This window comes from Vibrio sp. (assembly GCF_047973365.1).
GTDB lineage: Bacteria > Pseudomonadota > Gammaproteobacteria > Enterobacterales > Vibrionaceae > Vibrio.
The window spans coordinates 1-18,365 of record NZ_JBKEBW010000054.1; the positions used below are offsets into that span (position 1 = coordinate 1).

At 44.7% G+C, this 18,365-nt stretch carries 17 protein-coding genes and 1 pseudogene; 5 read left to right on the forward strand and 13 right to left on the reverse strand.

Going from position 1 to position 18,365, the window contains the following annotated elements:
• Positions 1-205, forward strand: a pseudogene (locus ACK5MF_RS07510) (hypothetical protein); the annotation flags it as partial.
• Between the two features lie 170 nt (positions 206-375).
• Here ACK5MF_RS07510 and ACK5MF_RS07515 read toward each other — a convergent pair.
• The 11 genes from ACK5MF_RS07515 to ACK5MF_RS07565 all read right to left on the reverse strand — a co-directional run bounded on the left by ACK5MF_RS07515 (position 376) and on the right by ACK5MF_RS07565 (position 10,820).
• Positions 376-771 (reverse strand): GspS/AspS pilotin family protein, encoded by a 396-nt coding sequence (locus ACK5MF_RS07515; protein ID WP_416920868.1) that lies wholly within the window; start codon positions 769-771, stop codon positions 376-378.
• 1 nt (position 772) lies between these two features.
• The gene (locus ACK5MF_RS07520; protein ID WP_416920870.1) at positions 773-1,069 is read right to left on the reverse strand and encodes a YciI family protein; all 297 of its coding nucleotides are present in this window, start codon (positions 1,067-1,069) and stop codon (positions 773-775) included.
• Between the two features lie 128 nt (positions 1,070-1,197).
• On the reverse strand, positions 1,198-1,599 hold the full coding sequence (gene yciA, locus ACK5MF_RS07525) for an acyl-CoA thioester hydrolase YciA (protein WP_416920872.1): 402 nt from the start codon (positions 1,597-1,599) through the stop codon (positions 1,198-1,200).
• 115 nt (positions 1,600-1,714) lie between these two features.
• A complete protein-coding gene (locus ACK5MF_RS07530; protein ID WP_416920874.1) occupies positions 1,715-2,260 on the reverse strand; it encodes a septation protein A in 546 nt (181 codons plus the stop codon).
• A 153-nt stretch (positions 2,261-2,413) separates the two neighbouring features.
• A complete protein-coding gene (locus tag ACK5MF_RS07535; protein ID WP_416920876.1) occupies positions 2,414-3,709 on the reverse strand; it encodes a dicarboxylate/amino acid:cation symporter in 1,296 nt (431 codons plus the stop codon).
• 366 nt (positions 3,710-4,075) lie between these two features.
• Positions 4,076-4,882 (reverse strand): tryptophan synthase subunit alpha, encoded by an 807-nt coding sequence (trpA, locus tag ACK5MF_RS07540; protein ID WP_416920878.1) that lies wholly within the window; start codon positions 4,880-4,882, stop codon positions 4,076-4,078.
• Positions 4,882-6,072, reverse strand: a complete 1,191-nt coding sequence (trpB, locus tag ACK5MF_RS07545) for a tryptophan synthase subunit beta (RefSeq protein WP_416920880.1) — start codon at positions 6,070-6,072, stop codon at positions 4,882-4,884. Before trpB ends, trpA begins: the two co-directional genes overlap by 1 nt.
• 13 nt (positions 6,073-6,085) lie before the next feature.
• Complete coding sequence (trpCF, locus tag ACK5MF_RS07550; protein WP_416920958.1) at positions 6,086-7,456, reverse strand: bifunctional indole-3-glycerol-phosphate synthase TrpC/phosphoribosylanthranilate isomerase TrpF; 1,371 nt, start codon at positions 7,454-7,456, stop codon at positions 6,086-6,088.
• A gap of 112 nt (positions 7,457-7,568) precedes the next feature.
• Positions 7,569-8,567: an anthranilate phosphoribosyltransferase gene (gene trpD / locus ACK5MF_RS07555; RefSeq protein WP_416920882.1), complete on the reverse strand. Its 999-nt coding sequence runs from the start codon at positions 8,565-8,567 to the stop codon at positions 7,569-7,571.
• Positions 8,568-8,638: 71 nt separating this feature from the next.
• Positions 8,639-9,217, reverse strand: a complete 579-nt coding sequence (locus ACK5MF_RS07560; protein ID WP_416920884.1) for an aminodeoxychorismate/anthranilate synthase component II — start codon at positions 9,215-9,217, stop codon at positions 8,639-8,641.
• Positions 9,218-9,233: 16 nt separating this feature from the next.
• Positions 9,234-10,820, reverse strand: a complete 1,587-nt coding sequence (locus ACK5MF_RS07565) for an anthranilate synthase component 1 (RefSeq protein WP_416920886.1) — start codon at positions 10,818-10,820, stop codon at positions 9,234-9,236.
• 331 nt (positions 10,821-11,151) lie between these two features.
• On the opposite strand from ACK5MF_RS07565, the gene rnm reads away from it, so the two are divergent.
• The 4 genes from rnm to ACK5MF_RS07585 all read left to right on the forward strand — a co-directional run bounded on the left by rnm (position 11,152) and on the right by ACK5MF_RS07585 (position 14,703).
• Positions 11,152-12,027: an RNase RNM gene (gene rnm / locus ACK5MF_RS07570; RefSeq protein WP_416920889.1), complete on the forward strand. Its 876-nt coding sequence runs from the start codon at positions 11,152-11,154 to the stop codon at positions 12,025-12,027.
• Entirely contained in the window at positions 12,027-12,647 is a 621-nt protein-coding gene (locus ACK5MF_RS07575; RefSeq protein ID WP_416920891.1) for an L-threonylcarbamoyladenylate synthase, read from the forward strand. Before rnm ends, ACK5MF_RS07575 begins: the two co-directional genes overlap by 1 nt.
• 110 nt (positions 12,648-12,757) lie before the next feature.
• Complete coding sequence (gene rluB, locus ACK5MF_RS07580) at positions 12,758-13,810, forward strand: 23S rRNA pseudouridine(2605) synthase RluB (RefSeq protein ID WP_416920893.1); 1,053 nt, start codon at positions 12,758-12,760, stop codon at positions 13,808-13,810.
• A 116-nt stretch (positions 13,811-13,926) separates the two neighbouring features.
• Complete coding sequence (locus ACK5MF_RS07585; RefSeq protein WP_416920895.1) at positions 13,927-14,703, forward strand: heparin lyase I family protein; 777 nt, start codon at positions 13,927-13,929, stop codon at positions 14,701-14,703.
• Positions 14,704-14,793: 90 nt separating this feature from the next.
• Here the strand turns inward: ACK5MF_RS07585 and cydC are convergent, their stop codons facing one another.
• A complete protein-coding gene (gene cydC, locus ACK5MF_RS07590; protein WP_416920897.1) occupies positions 14,794-16,515 on the reverse strand; it encodes a heme ABC transporter ATP-binding protein/permease CydC in 1,722 nt (573 codons plus the stop codon).
• A complete protein-coding gene (gene cydD / locus ACK5MF_RS07595) occupies positions 16,508-18,310 on the reverse strand; it encodes a heme ABC transporter permease/ATP-binding protein CydD (RefSeq protein WP_416920899.1) in 1,803 nt (600 codons plus the stop codon). The genes cydC and cydD overlap by 8 nt, the downstream gene beginning before the upstream one ends.
• Positions 18,311-18,365: the final 55 nt, after the last annotated feature.

Below are 18,365 nucleotides of genomic sequence, written 5' to 3' on the forward strand. Positions count from 1 at the left end.
AGTTGGTTTTGAAGCAGAAAGACAGAATCAGCACTATAGATATCAGGCTAACTCACTAAAAACAAAGAGGGTTTTATCATTCCTTAGCTTGGCGAAGAATATTTTAAAAGACACGCCTTTGAGGCGTGTACTTCAATGGTTTCGAAATGGAGTGGCCGCTTTATCGATAGGTTACCCTTCAATAATAAGTCGACCACTCCAATAAATGGGGATCCCTCAGTGCGAAGGCAGGAATCTAGTTCTAGCGTGCGTTGAGACTAGATTCCAGATATTTCGTTCCGAAATTCTGGAATGACGATATTGGGTTTGTCATCAGTCTGAAGGGGCTCATATGAGCTCCTTGTTTGTAGAACAAAGTATTTATAGAGAACAACACTATTGTGAAGCGCAAGTCTGTTGCGTGATAAGTTCATCCACCATCAGTTGTCCGCGAGTGTTACGCATTTTAATGCGATAGCTTAAACCCACTTCCAAATTGGCTTTGATGTTTTTATCTGAACAAAAGGCTTTGATGCTAGTTTGCAAAATCTGAGTAACGGGTTTGGCATTTTTGTCATCAGCGTTATACACCATCATCATTTCAATGGTGCTACCTTTGGCGTTTGCACGCATGATGTTGAGTGGACCATATTCCAAAGGCAACTCAGCACTAAGCAGGCTAGCTCTATTATCTGCAAGCAGCTCAAGGTTTCTTTGGTTGTCAGAATTAGCACTACAACCAGATAGCAGAACTAAGCCGAAAGCAATAAAACCAGCAATACTTTTCTTCATATTAAAATACTTTCTTGAACGGTTTAATGATGACATTAGCATAAACGCCTGCCGCAACGTAAGGGTCAGCGTCTGCCCAAGCTTTTGCTTCTTCTAGCGAATTAAAATCGGCAATAACCGTTGAGCCAGTGAAACCCGCTTCACCCGGGTTTTCTGAATCAATGGCAGGCATTGGTCCCGCCGTCAGTAAACGACCTTCATCTTGCAGTGCTTGTAAGCGTTGCAAATGCGCGGCACGAACGCCCATACGTTTTTCTAATGAGTTTTCAACGTCTTGCGAAAAAATGACATACCACATAATCCATATCCTTATTGATGACTGAAAAGCCAGTTAGCCGTTGCTTAAATTCACCTTGGTGAATGTTAACAGAAGTTAATGTACTGAAACTTGGCGACGATTAAACCTTGGGGTTGATATTTCTGTGATCAGTTCCCTGCGTTAATCGGGCGAGGGCGGCCATCGGAATCAACCGCAACGTAGTTAAAGGTCGCTTCACAAACTTGGAACCGGTCGCCGATACCGTCGACTCTGATTGGCTTTACCCATACTTCCAAATTGATCGACATAGACGTACGACCAATTTTTGTGCATTCACCGTAACAGCAAACAACATCACCGACTTTTACTGGTTTTTTAAACGCGATACTCGAAACCGATACGGTCACAATACGACCAGAAGAAATCTCTTTCGCTAAAATGCCACCAGCTAAATCAAGTTGCGACATAATCCAGCCACCGAAAATATCACCATTTGCATTGGTGTCGGCTGGCATAGCGAGGGTTCTAAGTAATAGTTGACCTTTAGGGGAACTGACTTCCTGACTCATTTCAATTTCCGTAGTAAACAAAACAGCGACTTGATCATCACAGTCGCTGTTAAAAGATAGCCATTATAGCAGTAAATACTGATCTGATTTAACCCTAAATGGGGTAGAGGATTGCCTACTGGTTAGAATTTTTCTGCTCTTTAGGTAGATGTTTGTAGATATAGATACCTGTCAACAGGGTATAGACAAAGGTCGCGACAAGAAGGCCGAACACTTTGAAATTAACCCATACATCTAATGGTAGTTGGTATGCGATATAGATATTGACGACAGCACACACTGAAAAGAACGTAACCCATGCCCAGTTCACTTTCGACCATACACTATCTGGTAGGGTAATTTCTTTGCCTAGCATGCCTTTGATGGCTGACTTACCAAGTAAATGGCTGATGGTTAGACCCAAAGCGAACACGGTGTAAACAATGGTCACTTTCCATTTAATGAAATTGTCATCGTGTAAGAAGATGGTCATGCCACCAAACACAGCAACGACCACGAAGGTGATCAACTGCATTTTTTCGACTTTCTTATAAACAAAGTAGGAGATAGCGACTTGAATCGCGGTCGCTGCAATCAAAGCCGCAGTAGCAACATAGATGTCGTAAAGCTTAAAAAGAGCAAAGAAGATAATTAGAGGAATAAACTCAATCAGTTGTTTCATTATATAGGTACGTCCAAACTTTTTGTTGCCGACAGTCTACTCAATTTGTACCGTCATCTGAATAGCTATTAGCAATTTAGTTACAAATTGGCGATTTTGTTATAGAAAGCAAAAAGCCGCCCATGGGGACGGCTTTACGTTCAAAATCAGCAATTAAGCTTGTTGATCTTGATAAACTTTTTCTTCCTCAGGCTCTTCAATCAAAGAGTCAACAATTACAGCACACGCAGCATCGCCCGTGATGTTCAGTGCAGTACGGATCATATCGAAGATACGGTCTAGAGCGAACAATAGTGGTAGGCCTTCAATTGGAATCCCCGCCGCTAGAAGAACCGCTACAACTAGGAATGAAGGGCCAGGAACACCTGCTTGACCAACAGCACCCAGAGTTGCAGTTACGATGATTGCAATATAAGCACCGATAGACAGATCAATGTGGAACAATTGAGCAAAGAAAACAGCGACTAAAGCGTAGTAAATCGCGTTACCAGACATGTTGATCGTTGCACCCAGAGGTAGAACGAATGAGGCTGTCGAGTTACGAACACCAAGTTCTTTCTCTACGGTATCCATAGTTACTGGCAGTGTTGCCATTGATGAAGCTGTTGAAAGAGCAACCGCTTGTGGTTTCTTCATTGCGCTGATGAATTTCTTCGCTGAAGTTTTGCTGAAGAAATGAATCATCACCGGATAAACAATGAAGCCGAAAATCAGGATAGCGGCGGTGTAAACAACAAACAGTTTGAATACCACCATTAGAGCGCCAAAACCGAATGTACCAACGGCTTCTGCCATCAGGCCGAATACGCCGATTGGAGCGATAATCATAACTTTGTTGATCATCCACACCATTGAATCAACGATAGTGTTTACACCATTGATAACTGGATTGCGTTTCTCTGGGCTCTGTTTAGAGATAGCAATACCTAGGAACAAGCAGAAAACAAGGATTTGTAAAATATTTGCTTCGTTCAAAGATTGGAACACGTTAGTCGGGATCATACCGATAACTGTTGCCCAGAACGTAGGTAGTTCGCCTTTTGATGCGTATTCTGCTGAGAACATGCCTTCAACACCAGAGACATCAATACCCATACCCGGTTGGAATACTTCACCCATGACGAGTGCAAGAACAACTGCTAGTGCAGAAGTCACTGCGAAGTAACCTAAAGTAACAAAACCAACTTTACCTGCAGAATGACTATTACCCAGACCCGCTGCACCTGAAATTAGAGCAACGGCAACTAGAGGAATAACTAACATCTTAATTAAGTTAATAAAGATGGCACCCAATGGAGAGAACACTGTAGCATCGTGGCCCATGACAGCACCGATAAGGGTACCGAGTATCATGGCGATCACAACTTGTACACCAATGTTCTGTAGTAAATTCTTTTGTTTTAACACTTCCTTAACCCCTGTGCTAATAATGTGTAAATATTCAGACATAACCACTAACCAGTCCTCGATTAGTGGGAAATTATGTTGCCGGAGTTTTTACACTTATATTTCACAATTGGCAATATGCATTTAAGTCGGATTTGACGTATAAGCTCATTTTTGTTGATGAAATGGTGATTTTGAGATGTTGGAAAACGTTTGCTAAAGGTTTTGATGGCGAGAAAAATGATTTCTTAAGCTAGGGGATTTATGATGATGGCAAAATGGAATGTAATAACAATCAGTGAGCGCTTTTCTGGTTGTTGGTGATTTAATTTAACAAAATGAACTAAAAATTGGTCACTTGAAATGAATTTTAGGGTCAAAAGACCCTAAAATATTGTGATTGGATGTTTGGTAGCTTAATCGTTAAAGCTACTTAATCGTGGCTTGTTTCATCGGCGTAATGAAATCTGCCAGTGCTTTCAATAATGCTTGTGGATTGTCTCGATGGGTTTCGATGATTTTCACCACTGCTGAACCAGAAATCGCACCTGCCGCGCCTGCTGAGATTGCCTGTTTTACTTGTTCAGGTTGCGAAATACCAAAGCCGAGCAGTGCTGGTGGTGCATCAAATCTATTCAAACGTTCTAACAGTTCATGAACTGGCATATTAGCCTTAGTTTCAGCACCTGTAACCCCTGCTCGCGAAAGTAGGTAAGTATAACCTTGGCTCAATGACGCTACGGATTTCAACGTTTCGTCACTCGCCGTTGGTGGTGCGATAAAGATAGGTTTGATGGCAAATTTTTCCGCCGCCGCAACGAAATCCGCGCTTTCAGTGGTTGGTACATCCGCTACAAGCACAGAATCAATACCTGCTTGCTGACAACGTTGATAGAAGTTTTCAATGCCGCGAGCGAAGACTAGGTTTGCATACATCAACAAACCAATTGGAATGTCCGGGTTCTTTGCCCGAATCTGTTTGATAAGGTCAAAACAGATATCAGGCGTTGTACCTGCGATCAGCGCTCGGTTGTTAGCACCCTGAATCGTTGGTCCATCGGCCAATGGGTCGGAAAATGGGAATCCAAGCTCAAGGGCGTCAGCACCCGCGTCAATCAACGTCTGCATAATTTGTAGAGAAAGCTCTGAAGAAGGATCGCCAATCGTCACAAACGGAACAAACGCACCTTGGTTTTTATCAGCTAAGCGCTGAAAAAGAGATTGATAACGATCCATTACAGCACTCCTTTCTCTTGTAAGATTTTATCAACAGTGAAGATATCTTTATCTCCACGACCAGACAGGTTAACTATCAGTAATTGTTCTTTATCTGGCTCAGCAAACGCCATTTTCACTGCATGTGCTAGAGCGTGCGAAGATTCAAGAGCCGGAATGATGCCTTCTTTACGAGCGAGCAACTGGAATGCATCCAGTGCTTCGTCATCGGTAATGCTGTCGTATTCCGCGCGACCAATCGAGTTCAGGTAAGCGTGTTGTGGACCCACTGATGGGAAATCCAAACCTGCTGATACAGAATAAGACTCTTCCACTTGTCCATACTCGTCTTGCATCAATGGCGCTTTCATACCTAAGTAGATACCTGTTTTGCCATGTTTCAGTGGTGCGCCGTGCTGATCGGTATCGATACCTTTGCCTGCTGGCTCAACACCAATCAGACGTACCGATTCTTCTGCGATAAAGTCAGCAAACATACCAATGGCGTTAGAACCACCACCTACACACGCAATTACCGCGTCAGGTAGGCGACCTTCGCGCGCTAGGATCTGATTCTTGGTTTCTTCACCAATGATGTGCTGGAATTCACGTACTATGGTTGGGAATGGATGAGGGCCTGCCGCAGTGCCTAGCAAGTAGTGGGTGGTTTCATAGCTTGCAGACCAGTCACGCATCGCTTCATTGCAAGCATCTTTTAATGTAGATGAACCTGAGTGGACAGGAATCACTTCAGCGCCCATTAATCGCATGCGAAATACGTTCGGGCTTTGACGTTCTACATCTTTTGCGCCCATATACACACGACATTTTAAACCTAACAACGCACAAGCCAGAGCTGTAGCCACACCATGTTGGCCTGCGCCCGTTTCAGCGATGATTTCAGTTTTACCCATGCGTTTGGCTAAAAGCGCCTGACCTAGAACCTGGTTGGTTTTATGTGCACCACCGTGCAGCAGGTCTTCACGCTTAAGGTACAACTTGGTTTTTGTCCCTTTGGTGATGTTGCGAGTTAGTGTCAGTGCTGTCGGGCGTCCAGCGTATTCCTGAAGCAGAGTCATAAATTCCGAGCGGAAGCTTGGATCTTCTTGAGCATCAATAAAAGCTTGTTCAAGTTGGTCGAGAGCTGGTACCAGAATCTGTGGTACGAATTGACCACCGTACTCTCCAAAATAGGCGTTAAGTTTTGCCATGTTATTATTCCTTTTAGTAATCTCTGATAGCGCTGAACGCTTGTTGTAATTTGGCTGCGTCTTTTTTACCGGGTTCATTTTCAACACCAGAGTTGAGGTCTAATCCCATACATCCCAGTGTTGCTGCATGTTGTGCATTCTCTGGAGAAAGTCCGCCTGCCAACATGACATTGAAAACCGATGCTTTTGCCAATAATGACCAATCAAAGGAAGTTCCGGTGCCACCGCTTTGTGTGCCAACTTTGGCATCCAGTAAATGGCGGTCTACATGGTTTTCAATAAATGCAGGCAATTTGTTGGTAACCCCGTAGGCTTTCCAGATTTCTACCTGTTCGGGCAGAGCACTTTTCAACTCATCAATAAATGCTTGCGATTCATCACCGTGCAATTGTACTGCGAACAACCCGAGCTGAGCGGCGGTGTCTGCCACTTCTTTCACGGAGTGATTCTGAAATACCCCCACATAATGCAAAGGTGCCCCAGTCATGGTTATACGTGCTGCTTCGATATCAACATAACGTATTGATTTAGAGATAAAAATCAGACCGCCGAAAGCCGCCCCTGCTTGGTATGCTTTGACGGCATCATCAGGATGAGTTAATCCACACACTTTGTTTTCGCCCAGAACCACTTTACGTACCGCCAGCTCAAGGTTTTCCTGTGCCATTAGCGCGCTGCCGATGAGAAAACCATTGGCGTAGGGTGTTAAGTCGCGAACTTGCTGATGGGTATAAATACCTGATTCAGAAATCACGATCGTACCTTTCGGTAGCAGCGGTGCGAGTTCTTTAGTACGGTTTAAATCAGTGGATAGGTCGCGTAAGTTTCGGTTGTTGATGCCGATTACTTTTGCTTCTAGCGCAACAGCTCTGTGAATTTCTTCTTCGTTGCTGGTCTCAGTCAGAATGCCCATACCGAGTTCATGAGCCACAGCAGCCAGTTCTTTATATTGCTCATCATTGAGAACAGATAGCATCAGCAGAATTGCGTCTGCCCCGTAATGGCGAGCCAAATAGACCTGATAGGTGCTGATCATAAAATCTTTGCACAATACAGGTTGTGTTACCTGGGTACGAATGCGTGGCAGAAACTCAAAGTTACCCTGAAAGTACTTTTCGTCAGTCAGAACAGAAATTGCGTTCGCGTATTGGTTGTATACCGATGCGATGTAGTCCAAATCAAAATGCTGACGAATCAAACCTTTTGAAGGAGATGCCTTTTTGCATTCGAGAATGAACGCTGTTTTGCCATTATCCAGAGCACTGTAGAAATCTCGGTCTGAAGCGGTCAATAAGTGTTTAAAGCTTTCAATAGGTTGCTCTTTCTGGCGCTCTTCAACCCATACCGCTTTGTCTTTGACTATCTTGGCTAACACTTGCGCCATTTTCGTATTTTCAACGGAAATATGCTCAGAGAGTTGTTGTGGTTGTCTGCTCTGCGCTTTCTTGTTAGCAAGAAGTTCGTTATTGACGTTGGTTTTGTTAGACATGTCGACGTTAACCTCGATTCGCTAATTGTTGAACTAATTCGTAAGCTTTACCTGAGTTCATAACGTCAATGGCTTGCGCCGCGTTCGCTTTGAGGTCTTCTTTTCCAAATAGTCGTAAAAGAAGAGCAACGTTGACAGCAACAGCAGCGAGCTGTGCAGGCGTTCCTTTGCCATTGAGGATATTAGTGATGATAGCGCGGTTCTCTTCAGGCTCACCGCCTCTGATCGCATCAAGTGGGTAAGTTTCTAAGCCGAAGTCTTGCGGCGTGAGCGTGTATTCCACGATTTTGCCTTCTTTGATTTCTGCTACGTGAGTTTCACCATGTACTGCCACTTCATCTAATCCTGAGCCATGAACTACAGCGGCTCTTTTGAGACCCATTTGTAACATGGTTTCAGCAATAGGACGAACCAAATCTAAGCTATATACGCCCATTAATTCGATGTTAGGTCGAGCCGGGTTAATAAGAGGACCTAAAATGTTGAAAATTGTGCGAGTTTTCATGGTTTGGCGGACTGGCATAGCGTGTCGAACACCTCCGTGATATTGAGGTGCAAACAGGAAGGCTACGCCTAAATCATCCAGTGCTTGAAGAGTATCATCAGCACTCATTGCCAGATCGATACCGAAAGAATCTAAAAGGTCTGAAGAGCCTGATTTACTTGAGACACCACGGTTACCGTGTTTGGCCACTTTTACTCCACAAGCCGCAGCAACAAATGCTGACGTGGTGGAAATGTTAATTGTGTTTGAACCATCACCTCCAGTACCAACAATGTCTGCGAAATCATAATCTGGGCGAGGGAAAGGATTGGCGTTTGCCAGTAAAGCTTTCGCAGCGCCTGCAATTTCATCGGGTGTTTCGCCTTTAATTTTCAAAGCTGTCAGTACAGCAGACATCAGAATAGGGTCCATTTCACCACGAATGATATGGTCGAATAGCTCTTGGCTTTCGCTTTGGGTTAATGACTGCTGTTCGTAAAGTTTGTTGATGATGTTTTGCATGATTCTGTTCCTTTCCTTTATCGCCACTCTCTTTGAGGCTCTAGTTATTTCGTTGAATGTGCTTGAGATGATTAACTAAGAGCCCAATCAATAGCGTTTTCTAACAATGTTGCTCCTTGCGTGGTCATGATGGATTCAGGATGAAACTGGAATCCACACACCTTGTCTTGTTCATGTACAACCGACATGACTAATCCATCAACTTCAGCGGTTACAGTTAACTCTTCGCTCACATGCGTCGCGACCAGTGAGTGATAACGAGCAATTGCCAGTGGCGACGGTAGTCCTTGATAAAGCGCGTGGTTTTGATGTTCCATCATGGATACTTTGCCGTGAACGATTTCACCAGCGCCAGCAACCGTACCGCCATAAGCTTCAACAATCGCCTGATGACCAAGGCAGATACCAATCATTGGCACTTTACCTTTCATGCGCTTTAGTATTTCTGGCATGACACCCGCTGCAGAGGGTGTGCCCGGCCCCGGAGACAGAACAATCACTGGCTGCTCTAGAGCTTCCACTGCGTTTTGGATAGTGTCTGCTGCAATATGGTTGCGATAGATAGTGACCTTGTGACCGAGTGAACGGAACTGATCAACCAGGTTGTAGGTGAATGAATCAAAGTTGTCGATGAATACGATATTCGCCATGAGTTATTCCTCCTACTTACGCTTTATTTAAAGAAGCTTGCGCTTGGTGAGCGTGTTGAATGGCTGAAATAACGGCTTGAGCTTTACCGCGAGTTTCATCTGCTTCTGCTTGTGGATCAGAATCGAAAACAACACCCGCACCTGCCTGCACCTGAGCAATACCATTCTCAACATAAGCAGAGCGAATCACGATACAAGTATCCAAATCGCCTTCACCTGTCAGGTAACCCACTGCGCCACCGTAGCTGCCACGACGCTCTTTCTCCACCGTACGAATCAACTGCATCGCGCGGATTTTTGGTGCGCCAGTCAGCGTGCCCATGTTCATACATGCTTGGTAAGCGTGCAGAGCATCTAAGTCTTGACGAAGCTGTCCAACAACGCGCGAAACCAAATGCATGACATGGCTATAACGGTCTACTTTAAGTAGGTCTGCGACATGGCGAGTACCCGCCTGAGCAATACGAGCAACGTCGTTACGCGCTAAATCCACCAACATCATGTGTTCCGCGTTTTCTTTTTTATCCAGACGCAGTTCAAGTTCGATACGGCTGTCTAGGTCAAAATCGATGCTGCCATTTGCTCGTTTTCCACGGCGACGAGTTCCAGCAATCGGGTAAATTTCAATTTGGTTGGTTTCTTTTTCGTACTTCAGTGCACTTTCCGGAGACGCGCCAAACAGCGTGAATCGTTCATCCTGCATGTAGAACATGTATGGACTAGGGTTGCTCTTCTTAAGTTGCTCATAAGCCGCAAGCGGTGAAGGGCAAGGCAGAGTAAAACGACGTGACGGTACAACCTGGAAAATGTCGCCTTTAACTACGTAGTCTTTTAAGTCTCTAACGATATCGCAGAAATCTTCATCACTGATGTTCGTGTTCACAGCTACGTTGGCAATTTTGGTTGCTTCTGGCTGTAACTGAGGAATAGCTGCTTGTTCAGTGATCACAGCAAGGCGATTGATTAGGGCTGTGTGAGTTTGCGTAGTACGAGAAAATGCCGTGGCTTGAAGTTGGCAAGTCTCAGTCTGGTGGTCGACAACCATTAATGTCTCGGCCACATAAAAAACGTAATCAGGGCATTGGTTACTTTGAATCGCATCACCGAGCGGTTCAAAGTTGGCAACTAGGTCGTAAGCAAACAAACCACCAATGAAAATGGCGTGTTTGTCTTGTTTGCTGAGATCAAAACTGTGCTGAACAAGGCGTAATGCATCAAATGAAGACGCTTCTTTTAAACGCGAATCTTCATCTAGCGTATCGCACGGTGCTTCAAAGTTTAGAGTGAGGAGCGAGCCTTCCAGTGTTGATGGAATGGCATCAACAACATTCTGCTTCAAAATTTTAATCAGTTGCATGCCGTTATCAGTTAAAGCTTGGAAAGTCACTTTATGACCTAAACAAGTGATTCGCACGGCAGCGTCAATCAGCAGCAAGCTTTTGAGATTCTGCTTTGAATCAATTTCAGCAGACTCAAGCAATAAACAGTCGGTTTTGCCTTCGCACAGTGCGTGAAATAGTGCTGTAGGATCTTGCGTATAAGGGATAGAGGTCTTGATGACTTCTAACTGTGCAAGGTTTTTAATTTCAATGGCCTTGTTCACAAGACCTCCTTATTAAATCGTCTGAATTTGTTCTCTAACCAGTTGAAAGTGAGGATGCGATATGTCAACTGATAAAATAAAAGCCCGCTAATTGCGGGCTTTATGAATGCGTTTCTCTGAATTAGAAGTGCACGTTTGCCCGCCATGAATCTGACCACATACGCCACCAATTAATATTAAGCTCAGCAGAAGCTGTGCTTAAATTAGAATATGGGTTTGTGTTGATTTCTTGTAACATAGCAAGCCTTAATTTGTGCTCTCGTATTTGTGTACTAGTAAACTAGTGCGAGGGGTGAAAGTCAAGCCTTAAAAACAGGCAAAATTAAAAAATATGAAAATAGACTTACATAGTCACACGACAGCGTCTGATGGACGTATGTCTCACCAAGAGCTTATTGAACGTGCTATCGGCTTTAATCTGGATGTTTTGGCGATCACTGACCATGACACGATTGAAGCCCTTGCACCTGCGCGAGCTTATATAGAAGAGAAGCAGCATCCTATCACGCTTATCAATGGCATCGAAATTTCGACAGTTTGGCAAAATAAAGACATCCACATAGTCGGTTTGAACATTGATCCTGTGAACCCACAGCTTCAAGCACTCATTGAACAACAGAAGCAGTACCGTGTTGAGCGAGCGGAGTTGATTGCGCATCGTTTGCAAAAGTCGACCCGGGAAGGAGTTTTGGAAGAAGTGAAAGCCATCGCTGGTGATGCACCAATCACTCGTGCGCATTTTGCAAAATGGCTTGTGGACGCGGGTTACGCGAAAAATCTTCAGCAGGTCTTTAAGAAATTTTTAACGCGCGACAACCCGGGGTATGTGCCACCTAACTGGTGTTCAATGGCGGATGCGATTAGTGCGATTCATGCTGCAGGAGGGCAGGCGGTGCTTGCGCATCCGGCACGATATGACTTGACGGCAAAGTGGCTTAAGCGCTTAATGACAGCGTTTGTCGAAGCTGGTGGTGATGCAATGGAAGTTGCTCAACCACAACAAGCGCCACAAGAAAGGCGCACTTTGGCTGATTATGCTATACAATACAATCTATTAGCTTCTCAAGGCAGTGATTTTCATTACCCGTCTCCGTGGATGGAGTTAGGTCGTAATTTGTGGCTGCCTTCTGGCGTGGAACCAGTCTGGAAAGACTGGGGAATCTCTTCCCAAGATAGAGTCGAGAGACTCAATAACGAGGACCTATAATGAGCCAGTTTTTTTATGTTCATCCAGAAAACCCGCAAACGCGCTTAATCAATCAAGCAGTGGCAATTATTCGCAACGGTGGCGTAGTGGTTTATCCAACCGATTCCGGTTATGCGTTAGGCTGCCAGTTAGAAAACAAACAGGCGCTAGAGCGTATTTGTCAGATCCGTCGCTTAGATGATAAGCACAATTTCACACTGTTGTGTCGCGATCTGTCTGAAATTTCTCTTTATGCTCGTGTTGATAATACGGCATTTCGTTTGTTGAAAAATAACACTCCCGGACCATACACTTTTATTTTCAAAGGAACGAAAGAAGTACCTCGACGCCTAATGAATCCTAAGCGTAAAACCATAGGTATTCGTGTGCCGAACAATAAAATTGCATTGGATCTTCTAGAAGCTCTGGGCGAACCTTTGATGTCAACATCGCTTATTCTTCCGGGTAAAGAAACGACAGAATCAGACCCAGATGAAATTCGTGACTGTCTAGAACACGCTGTGGATGTGATCCTAAATGGTGGATATTTAGGTGAACAGCCGACCACTGTGATTGATTTTAGTGAAGACGAACCGCAAGTCGTTCGTGTTGGTGCAGGGGATCCTGTACCGTTTGAATAGCAGATAAATTGGATGATTTTGCCAGCGTAATCTGCGATACTACTCGACCGCGATTTTTAGGTCGCATATTTATATTTCGACGTCTGAGAAGACGACACAAAGGTAGATAAATGAGCGAAAAGTTACAAAAGGTTTTAGCACGCGCCGGTCATGGTTCTCGTCGTGAGTTAGAAGCTCTGATCAGAGCTGGACGTGTTAGTGTTAATGGCAAGGTAGCTGCGTTGGGTGAGCGCTTAGAAGATGAAAGCGCAGTTGTACGTATTGACGGGCATACCGTATCTGCAAAAGCACAAGAAGAAGTTGTGTGTCGCGTACTAGCGTATTACAAACCAGAAGGTGAGTTATGTACTCGCCATGACCCTGATGGTCGCCGTACGGTTTTTGACCGTTTACCGAAAATTCGTGGTTCACGCTGGATTTCAGTCGGTCGTTTGGATGCAAACACCTCTGGTCTGCTTTTGTTTACCACTGATGGTGAACTGGCGAACCGCTTGATGCACCCAAGCCGTCAAGTTGAGCGTGAATATTTGGTGCGTGTTTTCGGTGAAGTAACTGAAGATAAAGTTCGCAACCTTGTCCGCGGTGTACAGTTGGATGATGGTTTAGCACGTTTTGAAGACGTGGTTTACGCAGGTGGTGAAGGTATTAATCATACTTTTTATGTGGTGATTAACGAAGGTCGTAACCGCGAAGTTCGTCGTCTGTGGGAATCTCAAGATACCACAGTAAGCCGTCTTAAACGTGTACGTTATGGTGATATCTTCCTTGATAAAAAATTGCCTCGTGGCGGTTGGATGGAGCTCGATCTTAAGCAAGTAAACTACTTGCGTGAATTGGTTGAACTACGGCCTGAAGATGAAACTCTGCTTGACGAATCGAAAGATAATACTTCGCGCAAACGTGAGCGTTCTCGTAGCCAGAAAATCCGTCGTGCAGTACGCCGCCATGAAGAGCGCGTAACAGCACCGGCACCGAAAGGCCGTCGTAAGCCAACCGCGGCTACGAATAAACCTTCTTCTGGCGAGCATGGCTCTCGAGCAAAAGCAGGCACTGCTGGTAAAGGGCAAGCAACTGGCAAAGGTCAAACAACTGGTAAAGCGGGCGGTAAAGGTAGAACGGGTGGAAAGCCAGCAGCAAAGGGTACACCTCGCACCCGCATATAGTTCTTATCTCTTTATGAGATAGCCCTATTCTCAAATTTAAAAAATCCCGAGCTTAGCTTGGGATTTTTCGATTCTAATGTGCGTAAAATTCTTTATCTCATTTTTAGGGTATCTCTATGAAACTTAAGCTGGTAGGGGTGTGGTTAGCTTGTGCTCTTTGGGCAAATTCTTTGGCAGCGTCAGATAACTTTGGAGTATTTAAACGTTCGCTTAACGATAAGCAATATGGCTATCAGAAAGTCAGTGATCCTATTGATACCAACAATTTAAAGTGGGTGGAGCGCTTTGAAATTCGCAACGGTGATTGCGGTTTCCAGACGGGATGGAATGATTGTGAAACAGACAGAGAGCGAAGCGAGCTTTCACAGCAAACCAATCGTCAGAAGGTTGGTGAAACATATTGGTATGCATGGGAAATCTATTTTCCAATCGATTATCCCAGTGTCTATCCGGCAAAAACGGCGTTGGGGCAGTTTCATCAAGCGAATGGGAAGCCGATGTTTATGTTTCAAAACCAGACTCACAGCGTTAAAGGAAACAAAGATGTCTATTCAGGCGGCTATCATTTAGATTGGCATTCAAATCAAAAGAGTAAAGGCTTTTGGCAATTGATTAGTGAAGAGGAACTTCGAGGTAAATGGCATCGTATTGAAGTGCATGCAAAGTGGTCAAAACAAAGCGATGGCTTTTTTGATGTTTGGATAGATGGCGTGCAGAAAGCTGCATTTAATGGTCAAACGATAGAAAAAGATCAGGTGTATTTTAAGTACGGTGTTTATCGCTCATACATATCGAGATACAAGCAGGCGCATAACACTGAAGTTATGCCAACTCAGGTCGTTTATTATCGTAACGTTGTTCGTGGCGAAAGTCGAGAAGACATACAACCTTGATTTATTGGTAGGTATTGCCATTCATCTGTTGGCTGAAATGGCAGGGAGAAAGCAGATAATAAAAAGCCCTTAGAGAAAGGGCTTTGAACTTTATAGCGTCTGATTGAGTTGATAATAACGCCCTTGTTTCGCGATGAGTTCTTCATGGCTGCCATGTTCGACCACTTTACCTTGTTCAAGCAAGCAAATACCATCCATCTCGTCCAAATTGATAAGACGGTGAGTAATAAACAGTACTGTTTTGCCAGAGAAGTGAGATTTAAATAGAGTCATAATTTGCTGCTCAGTTTGTTTATCCAAACCTTCTGTAGGTTCATCCAACAGCAAAATAGGTGCGTTATGCAAAATAGCACGAGAAATGCCGATACGGCGCTTTTCTCCACCGGACAACTGGCGCCCGCCGTCACCCAGCCAAGCATCTAACCCCGGAGCTTCAAGTAGTTTTCCTAAGCCCACGCGTTCGAGTATTTCGCAAAGCTCTTCGTCACTGGCATCTGGTTTTGCCATCAATAAGTTATCGCGCAAACTGCCATTTAGAATATCAACCCGTTGGCTCACCACGCTGATGGAAGAGCGTAAGTCGTTTTCGCTCCAATTTTTTAACGGTGTACCAGCGATTCGAATCTCACCTAGGTTTGTATCCCAGTAGCGGCATAACAGTTGAATCAGTGTTGATTTGCCTGACCCAGTTTGACCAACAATCGCCAGCTTATGTCCTGCTGGAATTGAAACACTCACGTTGTCTAGAACTTGCTGATCACTATCTGGATATTGGAAAGCAACGTTATCAAATTCAACAGAAAACTCACCTGAATGTGGTGCGTTTTGTTTAGGGAATACAACATCTGGCTCGCTTAGAATGACTTCATTTAAGCGGCGTGCGGAGGTCAGTGTTTGCCCCAAATGCTGGAAAGCACCGGCTATTGGCATCAATAATTCAAAACTCGCCATGGTTGCAAAGATCATCAGGGCAATCATCGGATCTGGCGCTTGGCCATTCACACCATCAGCAGCTAGCCAAAGCATCAATACCAGTGTCCAACCGTTTGCTAATAGCAGCAAAGCCTGAGCAAGGCCAGTAAAACTTGCATTGACCTTTTGATTGGTAAGCAGTTTTTCTTGAGCGGTATAAATAGCCTCACGATAGCGTGACTCAGCACCAAAAATGGTGAGTTCACTATAGCCTTGTAGCCAATCCATGGTGGCAATACGCATGTCTGCTTTGTTTTGGGTAAGTTCTGCACCGTTACGTTTGCCTAACTTATAGAACAAAACAGGCCACAGTAGCAGGAGTACAAAGAGTACCGATCCCAATACTAAACCAAGACTTGAATCGAACCAGCAAAGTAGGGCGGTAATGGCGGCAATGCCTAAAACGCCAACGGTTACCGGACTGACAAGACGTAAGTAAACATGGTCCATCGCGTCAATGTCAGCCACAAGACGATTCAGAAGATCGGCATCGCGAAGATTTGAAATGCGACCTGGGATCATAGGTGCGAGCTTTTCAAAGAAGAAAATACGCAAGTCAGTGAGCAGCTTAAATGTTGCATTGTGACTGACGACACGTTCACCCCAACGACCAGCGGTACGGCCCATAGCAAAGCCGCGAACAAACGCCCCCGGTAACATGTAGTTGAATGTTTCGCGAGCAACTGTTAAGCCAGCGACCGCTGCAGCCGATAAGAACCAACCTGAAAGCGTCAGCAGACCTATTGATGCTAATAAGGTTAGAAATGCTAGTAGCATGCCCAACGATAGACCAAACCAATGTTTCTTATACAGTTTTAGATATGGCACTAAATCACGCATCTAAATTCCCCTTATCAGTTGCTTCTACGGCTTGATTAGACGCTAACATTGAGGCAAACAGACCTTCTTGTTGGCTTAGGCTGTTGAAGTCTCCGGATTGTTCAAGCTTACCATCGCGCATGACGAGAATTTGATGTACCGATTTTAACGGTAGCAATTGGTGCGTAACCAGCAGTGCGGTTTTATCTGCGATTTGCGTCGTTAGACCTTGCATGACTAGCTGTTCGCTGCGAGCATCCAGACTCGCGGTGGGTTCATCGAGCAACCAGAACCGGCCTTTCTGCAGCATAGCGCGAGCCAATGCTAAACGCTGCGCCTGACCGACAGATAAACCGCCGGAACGGTCACTGATCATGTAATCCAAGCCATGTTTGTTCACAAACTCAGCGGCATAGGCATTATCCAATACTTCTTGAACTGTGCTATCGGCAATATTATTCTTACCTAAGGTTACATTGTCACGAATAGTGCCGTGTACGAGTAAAGGGTTTTGTCCGACCCAACTGATCGCTTTACGCCAGCTTGCATGATCCAGTTGGCTAAGTTCTACGCCGTTAATGGTCAAGCTGCCTTGGTATGGCATAAATCCTAGAATGGCGTTAATTAGGCTTGTTTTACCTGCGCCACTTGGGCCAACAAGAGCCGTCGTCTCACGGTTATTTAATGTGAAAGAGATGGGCCCAACTAAGCGCTTACCTTCAGGGCTAAGCACTTCCAAATGACGAGCAACAATTTCAATTGAATTGTGATTCGAATCTTCATCAACAGCAAGCGCAGTAGTACCTGAGGCTACTTTGCTAACGTCGGTCTGGAGAAATTCTACAATGCTTTCAGCGGCACCAACGGCTTGTTGTTTTGCATGGTAATAGGTACCAAGCTCACGCAAAGGTTGGTAGAACTCTGGCGCCAGAATAAGAATGAATAGACCGGAAAAGAGAGTTACCTCTGTACCATAGTAGCCAAACTCTAATTCACCAATAAAGCTGAAGCCAAAGTAAACTGCGGTGATCGCAATCGAAATAGAGGTGAAAAACTCAAGCACAGCAGAAGATAAGAATGCGATACGTAAAACATCCATGGTGCGCTTGCGGAACACCTCAGACGCTCCGCGCATATGCTCCGTTTCTGCCGCAGTGCGGTCAAACAGACGAATCGTGGTCATAGACTGAAGGCGGTCGTAAAAGTGACCAGAGAGACGTTGCAGTGCTTTGAAGTTCTTTCTACCTGCGTCTGCTGCTTTGATGCCAACAAGTGCCATAAACAGCGGTACAAGAGGGGCGGTAATAAGAAAAATTAGGCCTGCAGCCCAGTTTACAGGGAAAACAACAATCAGAATGACAAACGGGATTAATACAGAAAGCGACATTTGCGGCAGATAACGGGCAAAGAAGTCGTGCATGTTTTCAACCTGTTCCAAAGTCAGGGTGGCCCATGCCCCCGCAGGTTTACCTTTGATATAAGCAGGACCTAATTCACGCAGTTTGTCGAAGATTAACTGGCGGATATAAATACGGATCTCTTTACCGGCTTTAAAGCCAGCAATCTCTCGTCCCCAAGTACAGGCAGCGCGAGCGGCTACCGTTGCGATTAACCCCAAGAAGCAGGGGATTAGAGAGTACTTATCTGCATGTTCAATAATTAACTGATGTAGAATGGTGGCGAGAAGCGCCGCTTGACCAAGCAGAAATACACTTGACAGTACTCCAAGTCCAACAGCAATCATAAGCCAACGCTTGGCTAATTTACTTTGCTGCTTGAGCCATACATTCAAGCTACGTTGTTTTTTCTTATCCATTATTAAAGGCTTAATGATATTTCTTTTTATATGTTGAGGTCAGGTAGTATACAAA

Excerpts from the sequence above, each read along its gene's own strand:
- cydD (WP_416920899.1), bottom strand. The coding sequence starts at position 18,310 with ATGGATAAGAAAAAACAACGTAGCTTGAATGTATGGCTCAAGCAGCAA.
- trpD (WP_416920882.1), bottom strand. The coding sequence starts at position 8,567 with ATGCAAAACATCATCAACAAACTTTACGAACAGCAGTCATTAACCCAA.
- trpCF (WP_416920958.1), bottom strand. The coding sequence starts at position 7,456 with ATGGCGCAAGTGTTAGCCAAGATAGTCAAAGACAAAGCGGTATGGGTT.
- rnm (WP_416920889.1), top strand. The coding sequence starts at position 11,152 with ATGAAAATAGACTTACATAGTCACACGACAGCGTCTGATGGACGTATG.
- ACK5MF_RS07535 (WP_416920876.1), bottom strand. The coding sequence starts at position 3,709 with ATGTCTGAATATTTACACATTATTAGCACAGGGGTTAAGGAAGTGTTA.
- ACK5MF_RS07520 (WP_416920870.1), bottom strand. The coding sequence starts at position 1,069 with ATGTGGTATGTCATTTTTTCGCAAGACGTTGAAAACTCATTAGAAAAA.
- cydC (WP_416920897.1), bottom strand. The coding sequence starts at position 16,515 with ATGCGTGATTTAGTGCCATATCTAAAACTGTATAAGAAACATTGGTTT.
- ACK5MF_RS07560 (WP_416920884.1), bottom strand. The coding sequence starts at position 9,217 with ATGGCGAATATCGTATTCATCGACAACTTTGATTCATTCACCTACAAC.
- ACK5MF_RS07515 (WP_416920868.1), bottom strand. The coding sequence starts at position 771 with ATGAAGAAAAGTATTGCTGGTTTTATTGCTTTCGGCTTAGTTCTGCTA.
- ACK5MF_RS07575 (WP_416920891.1), top strand. The coding sequence starts at position 12,027 with ATGAGCCAGTTTTTTTATGTTCATCCAGAAAACCCGCAAACGCGCTTA.
- rluB (WP_416920893.1), top strand. The coding sequence starts at position 12,758 with ATGAGCGAAAAGTTACAAAAGGTTTTAGCACGCGCCGGTCATGGTTCT.
- ACK5MF_RS07530 (WP_416920874.1), bottom strand. The coding sequence starts at position 2,260 with ATGAAACAACTGATTGAGTTTATTCCTCTAATTATCTTCTTTGCTCTT.
- trpB (WP_416920880.1), bottom strand. The coding sequence starts at position 6,072 with ATGGCAAAACTTAACGCCTATTTTGGAGAGTACGGTGGTCAATTCGTA.
- yciA (WP_416920872.1), bottom strand. The coding sequence starts at position 1,599 with ATGAGTCAGGAAGTCAGTTCCCCTAAAGGTCAACTATTACTTAGAACC.
- ACK5MF_RS07585 (WP_416920895.1), top strand. The coding sequence starts at position 13,927 with ATGAAACTTAAGCTGGTAGGGGTGTGGTTAGCTTGTGCTCTTTGGGCA.
- trpA (WP_416920878.1), bottom strand. The coding sequence starts at position 4,882 with ATGGATCGTTATCAATCTCTTTTTCAGCGCTTAGCTGATAAAAACCAA.